The 13,016-nt window shown below is 71.9% G+C and carries 11 protein-coding genes; 7 read left to right on the top strand and 4 right to left on the bottom strand.

From position 1 onward, the window contains the following. Positions 1-17: 17 nt before the first annotated feature. Complete coding sequence (locus ACH34Q_RS32090) at positions 18-701, bottom strand: hypothetical protein (RefSeq protein WP_395986863.1); 684 nt, start codon at positions 699-701, stop codon at positions 18-20. A gap of 265 nt (positions 702-966) precedes the next feature. Here ACH34Q_RS32090 and ACH34Q_RS32085 point away from each other — a divergent pair, with 265 nt between their 5' ends. Continuing rightward, positions 967-2,436 (top strand): hypothetical protein, encoded by a 1,470-nt coding sequence (locus ACH34Q_RS32085; RefSeq protein WP_395986862.1) that lies wholly within the window; start codon positions 967-969, stop codon positions 2,434-2,436. A 37-nt stretch (positions 2,437-2,473) separates the two neighbouring features. Here ACH34Q_RS32085 and ACH34Q_RS32080 read toward each other — a convergent pair whose 3' ends face one another. Both ACH34Q_RS32080 and ACH34Q_RS32075 read right to left on the bottom strand, forming a co-directional pair. Beyond that, positions 2,474-3,271, bottom strand: a complete 798-nt coding sequence (locus tag ACH34Q_RS32080; RefSeq protein ID WP_395986861.1) for an IPT/TIG domain-containing protein — start codon at positions 3,269-3,271, stop codon at positions 2,474-2,476. 66 nt (positions 3,272-3,337) lie between these two features. Then, a complete protein-coding gene (locus ACH34Q_RS32075) occupies positions 3,338-4,531 on the bottom strand; it encodes a macrolide family glycosyltransferase (protein WP_395986860.1) in 1,194 nt (397 codons plus the stop codon). A 124-nt stretch (positions 4,532-4,655) separates the two neighbouring features. Here ACH34Q_RS32075 and ACH34Q_RS32070 point away from each other — a divergent pair, with 124 nt between their 5' ends. The 4 genes from ACH34Q_RS32070 (at position 4,656) to ACH34Q_RS32055 (ending at position 8,503) form a co-directional block, all read left to right on the top strand. Next, positions 4,656-5,237 (top strand): TetR/AcrR family transcriptional regulator, encoded by a 582-nt coding sequence (locus tag ACH34Q_RS32070; RefSeq protein ID WP_395986859.1) that lies wholly within the window; start codon positions 4,656-4,658, stop codon positions 5,235-5,237. Positions 5,238-5,340: 103 nt separating this feature from the next. Then, entirely contained in the window at positions 5,341-7,008 is a 1,668-nt protein-coding gene (locus ACH34Q_RS32065) for an ExeM/NucH family extracellular endonuclease (protein ID WP_395986858.1), read from the top strand. A gap of 104 nt (positions 7,009-7,112) precedes the next feature. Then, positions 7,113-7,448 (top strand): hypothetical protein, encoded by a 336-nt coding sequence (locus ACH34Q_RS32060; RefSeq protein ID WP_395986857.1) that lies wholly within the window; start codon positions 7,113-7,115, stop codon positions 7,446-7,448. Positions 7,449-7,504: 56 nt separating this feature from the next. Beyond that, the gene (locus tag ACH34Q_RS32055; RefSeq protein WP_395986856.1) at positions 7,505-8,503 is read left to right on the top strand and encodes an LLM class flavin-dependent oxidoreductase; all 999 of its coding nucleotides are present in this window, start codon (positions 7,505-7,507) and stop codon (positions 8,501-8,503) included. On the opposite strand, the gene gabT is transcribed toward ACH34Q_RS32055, so the two are convergent. Further along, entirely contained in the window at positions 8,470-9,873 is a 1,404-nt protein-coding gene (gene gabT / locus ACH34Q_RS32050; RefSeq protein ID WP_395986855.1) for a 4-aminobutyrate--2-oxoglutarate transaminase, read from the bottom strand. The genes ACH34Q_RS32055 and gabT overlap by 34 nt on opposite strands. Positions 9,874-9,992: 119 nt before the next feature. On the opposite strand from gabT, the gene ACH34Q_RS32045 reads away from it, so the two are divergent. Both ACH34Q_RS32045 and ACH34Q_RS32040 read left to right on the top strand, forming a co-directional pair. Continuing rightward, positions 9,993-11,582, top strand: a complete 1,590-nt coding sequence (locus ACH34Q_RS32045) for a PucR family transcriptional regulator (RefSeq protein WP_395986854.1) — start codon at positions 9,993-9,995, stop codon at positions 11,580-11,582. Positions 11,583-11,586: 4 nt separating this feature from the next. Then, positions 11,587-13,014 carry an aldehyde dehydrogenase family protein gene (locus ACH34Q_RS32040; RefSeq protein WP_395986853.1) on the top strand — a complete coding sequence of 476 codons (1,428 nt, stop codon included), beginning with the start codon at positions 11,587-11,589 and terminating at the stop codon, positions 13,012-13,014. The last annotated feature ends 2 nt before the right edge of the window (positions 13,015-13,016 follow it).

The following is a 13,016-nucleotide window of genomic DNA, read 5'->3' as shown; positions in this document are numbered from 1 at the left end:
CGGTGTCCGGTGGGGAGTCAGCCTTGGGAGCGGCCGCGTTCGTCCTTGCGGCGGGAGGTTTCGGAACGTGCCGGGGCGTCGTCGACGCCTCGGCGGCTCGCGACGTCCGTGTGGGCCGTACGGGACGCCGCCGGAGCGGGTTCCTTGAGGAGGCCGGCGCTCTCCACGTACTGGAGGCCGCGCGGGGTGATGTCCCAGGCGTTGTGCCGCCACTCCTTGCGCTTCCACACGACGCCGGCCGACAGCAGCCTGCGGCCGACCCGGCTGACCTCGGTCTCGTCGGTGCCGAGCACGGCGGCGAGCTCCTGGTTGGACATCCCCTGCCGGCGCGCCACCGCCGCCAGGAAGCGCGCGGCGTGGCCGTCAGGGTGCAGGCCGAGCTGAAGGCCGGAGGGAAGCCGCTGCAGTGCCCAGTGCGCACAGTCGATGAGGCCCAGGATGCGGCCGCGGTGCTCGCGCTGGTCGCCGTCGAGCGCGGGCGTGTCGAGGTAGTTGCGGTGCAGCCACTGCAGGCCGTCCTTCACCTCGGCGAGCGCCGGCTCGTCGGCGTTCAGGGAGGCGTCGGTGATCAGCATCCCGAGCGCGCTGAAGTGGCCCTCGGTGACCTCCTTGGCATGCTCCATCGCGTCGATCAGCCGCCTGGCCTCGCTGCGGCGGTCCCGGCCGAGCTGCGGCAGCTGCGCCTTCGTCTCTGCCCTCACGTTCACGGCTCACCCCAAGGTCGTCGAGGAAGGGCGGACCACTCCAGAGTGCGCCGGTGCCAAGTGAATGTCAAGTGACGGATTGCTCCCGTTCCGGGGAGTTTGCCGCCGGGACGCCGCGCGCGGACCGTGACCGTTCCGGAATCCACGATCGCCAACATCGGTGGCACTTTCTGTATCAGATGGCACTGATGGGCCGGACTCGCGAGAGTTAGCATCGATCGACCACCCGTGACCACCCGTGTCAACCCCTTGGGGGACCTCTATGACGGATCAGTTGGCGGCACCTGCCCGAGCGGCGCATCCGGCCGAGCCTGCTGATCTCTTCATCCGCCTCTACGACGCCCTTCCCGACCATCTCTTCCAGGGCTGGACGGCGACGATGTGGTACGACGACGCGCGGGTGCGCAGGCAGGCCCAGGAGATCTCCGAGATCGTGCTGGCGCTCGGCCGGCTCGACCCCGAGATGACCGAGGAGATCGTCGAGGCGGACGGCGACCGCGGCCGGTTCGCGATCCTGCTCGGGCTGGACGGCGCGCTCGCGCACGCCAACCCGTACGGCCCGTACCACGACGCCCCGGCCATGACCGGCGCGCTGGTCACCTACCTCACCGAGGGACGGCTCAACAGCCACGAGCGCGAGGGGGCGCTGCTGCCGCGCTGCGCGTTCCCGGGACGCCCCCGCGGCCGCCGTACGAAGGCCGAGTTCTTCGGCGTGCACCGCGTCCCGCCCCAGGAATGGGCCCGGGTCGAGCATCGCGTGCTGCCCGCGGTGAACGACGCCCACTTCAGCAGGGACGAGCCGGTGAACGTGGGCTGCGCGCCCATGCTGGAGACGTACGACGACGTCGAGATCGAGTTCGAGCAGCGGCACGGCACGACCGTCTACCGGCTGCGCCCCCGTGACTCCTCCAAGCTGCACACCCGCGTCCGGTCGCTCATCCGCCGGCTGGACGAGGCGGGCGCGCAGATCGCCGTGCTGCCCGAGATCTCGCTGTCGGACTCCCTCCTGGAGCACTGGAAGGAGGTCGCGTTCGACACCGCCGACCGGCACCGCACACCGCTGCGCTTCATCCTGCTCGGCAGCGGCCCGCTCGGCCCGGGCGACCCGCCGCCCAACCGCGCCGTCCTGCTCGACCGGTGGACGGGCCAGGAACTGCTCGTCCAGGACAAGCTGTCCGGTTTCACCCTGACCGCCGAGCAGATGCGCCTGTGGCGGCTGCCGGGAGCGCCGCCCGCCGGAACGGCCGACGAGTACATCACGCCCGGCACCAGGGTCGCGCTGCTCGACATGGCGCTCGGCCGGCTGGCCACCCTGATCTGCGAGGACCTGAGCCGCTCGGTCGGCTGGGAGCGCGAGCTGCTGTCCTGCGGCGTCTCCCACCTGCTCGTCCCGATCTTCTCCAAGCCGATCCTGCGGTACCGCTGGGAGCAGCAGAGCGCCGAACGCCAGATCGCCACGCTGGGCAGCTGGGTCACGGTGTCCAACAGCCTCGTGGTCGGTGCCGCCATCCCCGAGGGCGAACTCGACGGCGAGGGCTACACCTGCCTGGTGGCAGGGCCCCTGGGCGCCGAACGGGACACCTACAGCGACACGACCCTCTTCGCCAGGTCCCCCACCGGCGACCAGCCCGCCGTCCTGGACCCCGCCGAAGACGGCACGCGCTCACTCCCCACCTTCTTCCCCGGCGCCGCGTACGACCTGTGGCACGACCACTGGCCCGACGCCGAGTAGCGGGGGTCATCAGCCGTCCTCGCCGGTACGGCCGCGTTCAGGTCACGGTGAAATCGGTGGGGCTGATGGCCGTGCCACCCGGGGTGTTGACGGCGAGGCGGCCGGTGGCGGCTCCGGACGGGACGATGGCCTGCAGCCTGTTGTCGGTGACGTCGGCGGCCGGTGCCTCGACCTCGCCGAAGCGGACGGTGGAGGCCGAGCCCAGCCCCACGCCACGGATGATGACGACGCTGCCGGCCGTCCCGCTGATCGGTTCGATCGAGTGGACCTGTGGCGGGAGCGCCTGGTCGCGCCCGGCCTTGGCGGGCGACAGGAGGGTCTCGAACACGGCGCGGAGCTTCTCGGCGGTCTCCTGCGAGAACAGCCCGACCAGACCGGCGATGGCGGTCACCCCGTACGGGTTGACCTCGGTGAAGCCGCCGGCCGGCGATGTCAGGCCGCCGCGCAGCACCAGGTAGACGATCAGGCCGAGCAGGGCGCCGGTGAGCGGCAGGAACAGGTACATCATCAGCCAGCTGCGGCGCAGCGAGCGATTGCCGACGTACCAGTACAGCGAGCGCAGCGCGTGGACGATCGCGCCCAGCGCCCCCGCCGCCAGCACGATGAGGAACAGGCTCGACTCGCGCGACAGGCGCGGCCGCCAGCCGAACAGCCGCAGGGTCACCTCCTTCACCGGTGCCTCCGGCCGCCCGTCGGGCGCCATCTGCGGTGCGGGCGGCCAGGCCTGGACGAGGACGGTCACCAGCGCGGCGGTGAGCAGCAAGAGGAATGCCGCGACGAGGACGATGTCACGCGTACGGGCGTATCCGGTGCCTACCGACGATTCGTCCCCCACCGGCGCGCCCCCTGATTCTCGAATGTGCCCAGCCTAGTTATCGAGGCCTTCGATGTCGGCGTTTCGTCACGCGTGATCGCGAGTCGGGAGGAGGGCTTCGATCAGATCGGCGGCTCGGTGGGTGCCGCCTGCCTGGAGGTCGGTGCGGATGGCGGCGAGGCGGTCGAGGGCGTCCTGGTCCTGGGTGAGGTCGAGGAGGGTGGCGCGGAGGGCTTCGGCGGTGGCGGCCTCGGTGTCGAGACGGCGGCCCACGCCGAGGTCGACGATCGCGTCGGCGTTCATGAACTGGTCGACGGCCTGGGGTACGGCGATCATGGGGACTCCGCTGGTGAGGGCCTCGTTGACGCCGCCGCTGCCGGCGTGGGTGATGAACGCGTCGGCCTGCTCGAGGATGGCGGGCTGCGGGACCCAGCCGTGCACCTCGACGTTGGCGGGGGCGGGGCCGAGGGCGGCCTCGTCGACGTGCTTGCCGATCTGCAGGACGACGTGCCAGCCGGGCAGGTCGCCGAAGGCCTCGAGGCAGGCGCGGTAGAAGTCGGGGCGGTCGGTGAACGCCGAGCCGAGGGAGATGAGGAGGATCTTGTCCGTGCCGGCGGGGCGTTCCCAGCTGCCGCGCTCGCCCAGGCAGGGGCCGATGAACGTGTAGCGGTCGGGGTCCACGCGGTCGGCGTTGGGCTGCATGGCGCGCGGGATCAGGGCGAGGCCGCGCTCGGGGTAGGCGATGAAACGGGTCATGTCGGTCTCGGAGGCGCCGTTCTCGGCCAGCCAGGCGGAGGCGCGGCGGTAGTAGCCGGGACCCCGCGGGTCGCTGCGGATGGCCTCGACCTGGTCGGCGGTGTCCTCCTCGTAGCCCTCCCAGGCGACCGCCGACGGGGAGAGCTGCATGTACGGGACGCCCCACTCCTCGGCGAGGATCCGGGCCGGGTAGCCCGTCATGTCGTACAGGAACAGGTCGGGGCGGTCGTTCTCGTACGCGGCGCGCAGCTGGGGCAGCATCGCGATGGCGTCGTCGAGGAAGAGGGACAGCTGGCCGACGAGGTCGTCGGGGGCGGGCCACCGGGAGGGGTCGTCGACGGCGGGGATGGTCGAGTCGTACGGGACGGGCTCGGCGCCGGCCGAGGCGGCCTTCTCGGCGTAGGAGGGGTCGTTGGCGTAGGTGACCCGGTGACCGCGCGCGGCGAGTTCGCGGATGATCTCCAGGCTCGGGTTGACGTGGCCGGGGGCCGGGATGCTGACCATGGCGATGTGTCGGCGGGTCATGAAGCTCCTTTCGGCGAGACGATCCGTCTCGGCTTGACGAGACGATACGTCTTGCCTCGCACGGCGTCAAGACGAGACGGCTCGGGTCAAGACGAGACGGTTCGGTTCGTGTACGTTCAGGGTCATGAGTCCTGATCCGACACGCCGCAGCGAGCGCTCGCGGCAGGCGATCCTCACCGCGACGCGCGAGCTGGTGTTCGATGTCGGGTATCCGAGGCTGACCATCGAGGGCATCGCCGCGCGGGCCGGGGTGGGCAAGCAGACGATCTACCGGTGGTGGCCGTCCAAGGGCGCGGTCATGTTCGAGTCGCTGCTGCCGGCGCCGGCGGGGGCACCGGAGCTGGCGCTGCCCGACACCGGCGACATCGAGGCCGATCTGCGGACCGTGCTGCGGGGCGTGGTGGAGGAGTTCAACTCGCCGGTGCTCGACAAGATGACGCGGGCGCTGGCGAACGAGGTGCACCACGATCCCCGGCTCGGGGAAGAGATGATGGAACGGCTGCTCAAGCCGCAGTTGGAGGCGACCAAGGAGCGGCTGCGGGCGGCGATGGAGGCGGGCCAGATCGCGGCCGGCACGGATCTGCAGGATGCGGTGGAGCTGTTCTTCGCGCCGGTCTTCTACCGGTGGATGCTGCGGATCGGGCCGCTCACCCCGGAGTACGCCGACCGGATGGCGGCACTGGTGGTCAAGGCACTGCGCCCCTGAGCACCTGCCCCTGATCGTCCGGCCCTGATCATTCATTACGAATCAGTGGAGTCTTCACCAGTAGGTGGCCAATGGGCGATTAGTCCGGCTTAACCTCCGGCGCATGCGCCGAAAAGCAGCGACATTGTCGACCGTCCTGGCCGCCGGGTTCGTGACCGTGGCCGGTACGGGGGCGGCACAGAACGCCTGTGAGACGCCCGCCACGCACCAGATCGCCCAGGTCCAGGGCGCCGGGGCCGGCACGCCCCTGAACGGGCAGGACGTCCGGGTCGAGGGCGTCGTCACCGGGGACTTCCAGCGAGCCGACCAGCTCAAGGGGTTCTTCGTCCAGGACCCGACGCCCGACGACGACCCGAAGACGTCGGACGGGCTGTTCGTCTACTCGACCACGGAGGTCTCGGCGGGCGATCGGGTCCTGGTCACCGGAAAGGCCGTCGAGTACAGCGGCCTCACCGAGTTGTCACCGGTCAGCGCCGTGGACGTGTGCGGCGGCGGGTCCGTCAAGGCCGAAAGGGTGACGCTGCCGCTCGACGCGGAGGCGCATGAGGGAGTGCTGCTGCGGTACGGGCAGCGGCTGACGGCCACCGAGACGTACCAGCTCGGACGGTACGGCGAGGTGACCGTATCGGCGGGCGGGAGGCTGTTCCAGCCGACCGACGGGCATGGGTCGGACCAGGCCGGCAACGACCGGCGGCGCCTGCTCGTCGATGACGCGTCGACCGTGCAGAACCCCGAGAACGTGCCGTACACCAGTCCGAGGACGGTCCGGATCGGCGACTCCGCGGTCGGGCTCACCGGGGTACTGAGCCAGGGGTTCGGGGCCTACCGGCTGCAGCCGACCCGTACGCCGCGTTTCGCCAGGACCAACCCGCGCCCGCCCAGGCCCGCGCATGTGGGGGGCGACGTCAAGGTGGCGAGCTTCAACACCCTGAACTGGTTCACGACGCTCGACCGGCGCGGGGCCGACAGCGTGGAGGAGCAGGAGCGGCAGATCGCCAAGCTCGTCGCGGCGCTCAAGGGCCTGGACGCGGACGCGGTCGGCCTGATGGAGGTCGAGAACAACGGCGACACCGCGGTCAAGGCCCTGGTGGACCGGCTGAACGCGGCCGTCGGCGCCGGGACGTACTCCTGGGTCAGGCACCCGTACCCGGGTACGGACGAGATCCATGTGGCGCTGATCTACAAGAGCGCGAAGCTCCGTCCGGTGGGCGCGCCGGAGTCCAGCGCGGACCCGGTGTTCGACCGGCCGCCGCTGGTGCAGGCGTTCCGGGGCCGGACGGGCGCGCCGTTCACCATGATCATCAATCACTTCAAGTCCAAGGGCTGCGGCGGCGCGACCGGGCCCGACCAGGACCAGGGGGACGGGCAGGGCTGCTACAACGCCCGCCGGGTGAACCAGGCCAAGGCGATCGCCGAACTGGCCGAGGGTGAGACCAACCCGCTGGTGCTGGGCGATCTCAACGCCTATGCCGCCGAAGACCCGGTGAAGGTGCTGGAGGACTCCGGGCTGGTCGGGCAGACAGGACGGTTCGTACGGCCGGCCCAGCGGTACTCCTACGTCTTCGACGGCCAGTCGGGAGAACTCGACCATGTGCTGGCCGGGAAGAAGCTCTCGGCGCGGGTCACCGGGGCCACGATCTGGCACATCAACAGCGATGAGCCGCTGATCCTGGACTACAACACCGAGTACAACCCGCCCGGGCTCTACCGTCCGGACGCGTACCGGTCCTCCGACCACGACCCGCTGCTGGTGGGGCTGCGCCTGCGCTGACCCGGCCCGGCGGCGGCTTTCTTCTGATCACTGGGTTGATCACTTTCGGGCGGCTTCGGGCAAGCGTATGATCCAGGTCACATTCGAGTGATCGGGAGAACGCCATGACCGAAGCCGCCCCGGCCGCCCCCTTTCCCGCCTACGCCCTCACTCCCCGGCTCGCGCCCGGAATCGGCCCGGACGGCACGTACACCCAAGCCGGGCAGATCGTCGCCTTCCTGTGCGGCCTGTGGGCGATGGTCGCGTTCTTCCCGATGCTCGTCCTGGCCGCCCTGCTCTACACCTGGGCCGAGGACGGGTTCGCGCGGGATCCGGAGCGGTCCCGCAAGCTCGTGATCTGGTCGTGGCTCTGCGTCACCGTGGGGCCGATAGTGGGCGCGCTGGTGACGGCGATCGTGGTCGGCGTCGTGTGGTTCGCCGTCTCCAGCATCGTGGGGTGAGCCACCCGAGTGGGCCTGCCGGGAAGACGAGCGCCGATCGCGGGGTTGCACGCACCATGAGCGTCCCCTTCTCGGTTCTCGACCTCGCCCCTGTGGTGAGCGGGTCCACGTCCGCCCAGGCCCTGCGCAACACCCTCGATCTGGCCCGCCGTACGGAGGCGCTCGGCTTCCACCGGTACTGGCTGGCCGAGCACCACGCGATGCCCGGCATCGCCAGTTCCGCGACGGCCGTGCTCATCGGCCAGGTCGCGGCGGCGACGTCCCGGCTGCGGGTGGGGTCGGGCGGGATCATGCTGCCCAACCATCCGCCGATGGTGGTGGCCGAGCAGTTCGGGACGCTGGAGGCCCTGCACCCGGGACGGATCGACCTCGGCCTCGGCCGCGCGCCCGGCACCGACGCCAAGACCGCGCGGGCGCTGCGGCGATCGCCCGACTCGCTGTCGGTGGACGACTTCCCCGAGCAGGTCCAGGAGCTGCGCGCCTACTTCGGCGACCGGAGCATCGTGACCCCGGCCGCCGGGAACGAGCCGCCCGTCTGGCTGCTCGGCTCCAGCGGCTACAGCGCCCGGCTCGCGGGCCTGCTGGGCCTGCCGTTCGCGTTCGCGCATCACTTCAGCGCCGAGAACACCCTTCCGGCGCTGGCGACCTACCGCGAGTCGTTCCGGCCGTCCGCCGAGCTGGAACGCCCGTACGCGATGATCGCGGTGTCGGTCACCGCCGCCGGCACCGACGAGCGGGCGCGCGAGCTGGCGGCCCCGCAGGCGCTGTCGTTCCTGCGGCTGCGGCAGGGCCGTCCGGGCCCGCTGCCGAGCCCCGACGAGACCGCCGCCTACCCGTACACGCCGATCGACCGCGAGATCATCGAGTCCCGCATGTCGAGCCAGGTGATCGGCTCTCGCGAGACCGTGCGCAAGCAGCTGGACGCGCTGCTGGAGCAGACCGCCGCCGACGAGGTCATGGTCGTGACCTCGACGTACGAGCAGGCCGACCGGCTGCGCTCGTACGACATCGTCGCCGACCTCTACGAGCTGAGTGCCGCCGAAGCCGTGGTCTGAGCCGCGAACGCCGCCTCGATGAGGTCGAGCCCCTCCAGCAGGAGGTGCTCCGGGATGACCAGCGGCGGCAGGAACCGCAGGACGTTGCCGTACGTGCCCGCCGTCAGCACCAGCAGCCCGGCGGCGTGGCAGCGGCGCGCGATCTCGGCGGTGAGCTCAGGGTTCGGGTCCTTGGAGCCGTCGCCCCTGACCAGCTCGATCGCGGTCATCGCGCCGCGCCCCCGGACGTCGCCGATCTCGTCGTGCCGTCCGGCCAGCGCGTGCAGGCGCGGCAGCATGAGGTCACCGATCATGCGGGCCCGGTCGACGAGCTTCTCGCTCTCGATCTCCTCCAGGACGGCCAGCGCGGCCTCGCACGCGACCGGGTTGCCGCCGTACGTTCCGCCCAGGCCGCCCGCGTGGACCTTGTCCATGATCTCGGCGCGGCCGGTCACGGCGGCCAGCGGCAGCCCGCCCGCGATGCCCTTGGCGGTCGCGACAAGGTCGGGGACGATCCCCTCGTGCTCGCAGGCGAACAGGTCCCCCGTACGGGCGAACCCGGTCTGCACCTCGTCGGCGATGAACAGGATCCCGTTGTCCCGGCAGAACGCGGCGAGCGCGGGCAGGAAGCCGGGCGCCGGGTCGATGAAGCCGCCCTCGCCCTGGATCGGCTCGACGACAACGGCGGCCACGTTCGCCGCGCCGATCTGCTTGGTGATCTGGTCGGCGGCGAGCGCCGCCGCCTCCGGGCCGCAGTTCTCGGGGCCGCCGGGCCAGCGGAACGGGTAGGCCATCGGCATCCGGTAGACCTCCGGCGCGTACGGCCCGAAGCCCTGCTTGTACGGCATGTTCTTGGACGTCAGCGTCATCGTGAGCAGCGTCCGGCCGTGGTAGCCGTGGTCGAACACCACCACCGCCGGCCGCCCGGTGGCATAGCGCGCGATCTTGACGGCGTTCTCCACCGCCTCCGCGCCGCTGCTGACCAGGATCGAGCGCTTGTCGTGATCGCCCGGGGTGAGCCGGTTGAGGGCCTCGCAGACCTCGACGTACGACTCGTACGGCGCGACCATGAAGCAGGTGTGGGTGAACCGCGCGGCCTGCGCGGCGACCCGTTCGGCGACACGCGGGTTGGCGTTGCCGACGTTGGTGACGGCGATGCCGGAGCCGAAGTCGATGAGCGAGTTGCCGTCGGCGTCGATCACCACCCCGCCGCCCGCGTCGGTCACGAACACCGGCAGCACGCTGCTCACCCCCGGCGCGACCGCCGCCGTACGGCGCTCCTGCAGGGCACGCGAGCGCGGCCCGGGGATCTCGGTGACGACGCGGCGCTCCTGTGGCAGGCGGTGGGTGCCGGCCGAACCGGCGGGACCGTCGGTGATCTGGCTGCTCATGGCGTGAACATAAGCCGGGCAGGACCTACGCTGAACCGTACGGACCGGCGAATCGCGCCCGCTCCGTTGGACATCCCGTCCCTTCGGACGCAGTGGACGAGAACGGCAGGGGTCGCCAGATGCCTCCCACGCTCGGCAAGGTGGCCGCGCTACCGCAGCTCGGGCTGCGCCCGCTGACCGAGGTGCCCCGGGACGCGCCGGTGCGCTGGGTCGCGGTCAGCGAGCTGGAGGACCCGACGCCGTTCCTCGAGGGCGGCGAGCTGGTGCTCACGGTCGGGATGCGGCTCACACCCGAGGGCGCCGGGCCGTACGTCGCGCGCCTGGTCGAACGGGGCGTGGCCGGCCTCGGCTTCGCGGTCGGCGTCATCCACGAGGCGGTGCCGCCCGAACTGGTGGACGCGGCGCGCGAGCAAGGGCTGGCGCTGCTGGAGGTACCGCGCCCGACGCCGTTCATCGCGGTCGGCAAGGCGGTCTCCCGGATGCTGGCCGCCGAGGAGTACAGGGACGTCACGCGCTCGTTCCAGGCCCAGCGCGAGCTGACCCGCGCCGCGCTGAAGGGTCCGGGCGCGGTGCTCGCGCGGCTGGCCCGCGAGCTGGACGGCTGGGCGCTGCTGCTGGACGCCTCCGGGCAGGTCCGGCACGCCGAGCCCGCGAAGGCCCGCCGGTACGCCGAGGACCTCGCAGGGGAGATCGCGAGGCTCAGGCCAGCCCAGGCCCGGCGTTCCGCGTCCGACCGGGGCGGTTCTGCAAGTAGGAACGGTCCGGCAAGCAGGGGCGGTCGAGCAGGAAGTGGCGGTTCAGCAAGGGGGGACGGTCCCGCGAGCGTCGCACTGTCGGGGGCGGACGGGCATGTCGTGGTGCAGTCGATCGGGCTCGGCGGGCGGCCGCGCGGGTTCCTGGCGGTCGGCACCGACGATCCGCTTCCCCCGGCCGCGCACACAATCGTGGGCGCCGCCGTCTCGCTGCTCACCTTGCAGTCGGAGAGCCCGCGCAACGGGCGGCGGCTGCGCGCGGCGCTCGGCGGGCTGCTGCTGGGGCTGCGGCCTCCCGGTGCCGCGCTCCCCGAGCCGCCGCTGCGGGTGCTGGCCTGCGGCGGGAACGTCCTGGACGTCCTGGAGACCGATCCGGCGGGTGAGCACTGTCTGGCCGTTCCGCTAGCGGAGTTCTGCGCGGTGATCGTTCCCGATCGGCTGGCCGGGCAGGTGAGCGCGCTCGCCCGTACGAGCGGGCCGGTCGGGGTGAGCGGGCCGGCCGCCGACCTGGAGTCGCTCGCGCACGCGCTCTCCCAGGCGGAACGGGCGCTGGCCGCCGCGCGGCGCGTACGGGAGGGGCACGACAGCCCGCACGGCGTGATGCGGCACGAGGACCTCCCAGGTCAGGGACTTATCGGGCTGCTTCAGACCGATCTCGCGCAGGGGTTCGCCGAGGCGCTGCTGGCTCCGCTGTACGCGGAGGATCCGGCGCTCGTCATCTCGTTGCGCGCGTACCTGGCGGCGAACGGGCAGGGCGAGGCGGCGGCGCGGGCGCTGGGCGTCCACCGGCACACGCTGCGGGCCCGGATGCGCAAAGCGGCGGAATTGCTCCATCGCGACCTGGACGATCCGGCGGCCCGCGCGGAGCTGTGGGTCGCGCTCGCCGTCACGGCCAATCAGGACTTCCCGATTGGACACGCTGGAGGCTCCCCGAACGGGCCCGCGGGGATACCGTGAGCCCATGGACGTGACCCCATTCTGGCTGGCCGGTCGGCCCGCGACCGGTGACGAGGAACTGACCGTTACCCACCCCTACGACGGACGCGTCGTCGGGACCGCCGCCGTACCGACCCCGGATCAGGTCGAGGAGGCCGTCGCCGCCGCCGACGCGGTGCGCAGGCAGGCCGCCGCGCTGCCGCTGCACGTCCGCGCCGAGGCGCTGGCGCACGTGTCCCGGCGGCTGGCCGAGCGGTCCGAGGAGCTCGCGCGGCTGATCACCGGCGAGAACGGCAAGCCGCTGCTGTGGGCACGCGGCGAGGTGGCCCGCGCGATCTCCACGTTCCGGTTCGCCGCCGAGGAGACCCGCCGCTGGAGCGGGACGACCCAGCGGCTCGACACCGACCCCGCCGCGACCGGGCGGATGGCCTACGTGACCCGCGTGCCCAAGGGCCCGGTCCTCGGCATCTCCCCGTTCAACTTCCCGCTCAACCTGGCCGCGCACAAGATCGCGCCGGCCATCGCGGTCGGCACGCCGATCGTCCTCAAGCCCGCGCCCGCCACCCCGCTGTCGGCGCTGCTGCTGGGCGAGCTGCTCGCCGAGACCGACCTGCCCGCGGGCATGTTCTCGGTCCTGCCGGTCCCGAACGACCGCGCTCCCGCGCTGGTCGACGACGCGCGGCTGCCGATCGTCTCGTTCACCGGCTCGGTCCCGGTCGGCTGGTCGATCCGCGACCAGGCACCGCGCAAGCACGTCACGCTGGAGCTGGGCGGCAACGGCGCGGCGGTCGTGCTGCCCGACGCCGACCTCGACTGGGCCGCCACCCGGATCGGGCTGTTCTCCAACTACCAGGCCGGGCAGAGCTGCATCGCGGTGCAGCGCGTGCTCGTCGACCGTTCGGTGTACGAGGCGTTCGTGCCCAAGCTGGTCGAGGCGGTCAACGGCCTGGTGACCGGCGACCCGTGGGACGACAAGACGCAGGTCGGCCCGCTGGTCAGCCAGGACGCCGCCGAGCGCGTCGAGGCCTGGGTGAACGAGGCCGTCGGCGCGGGCGCCAGGATCCTGGCCGGCGGCACCCGCGACGGCGCCGCGTACGCGCCGACCGTGCTGGCCGACGTCCCCGCCGATTCCAAGATCGCGCGCGAGGAGGTCTTCGGGCCGGTCATGTTCGTCCAGGCCGTGGACGGCGTGGACGAGGCGTTCGCGGTCGTGAACGACTCCACGTTCGGGCTCCAGGCCGGGGTGTTCACCCGCAACCTCGACATCGCCTTCCGCGCGCACCGCGAGCTGGACGTGGGCGGCGTGATCATCGGGGACGTGCCGTCCTACCGCGCCGACCAGATGCCGTACGGCGGAGTGAAGGACTCCGGTGTGGGCCGCGAGGGCCTGCACTCGGCGATGACCGACTACACCGAAGAGAAGGTCATGGTCCTCACGGGCCTCCCCCTGTAGCA

This window comes from Actinomadura sp. 9N407, from assembly GCF_044326315.1.
Lineage (GTDB): Bacteria > Actinomycetota > Actinomycetes > Streptosporangiales > Streptosporangiaceae > Spirillospora.
The sequence above is the reverse complement of the archived record's forward strand: the minus strand, read 5'-3'. Positions and strand labels throughout refer to the sequence as shown.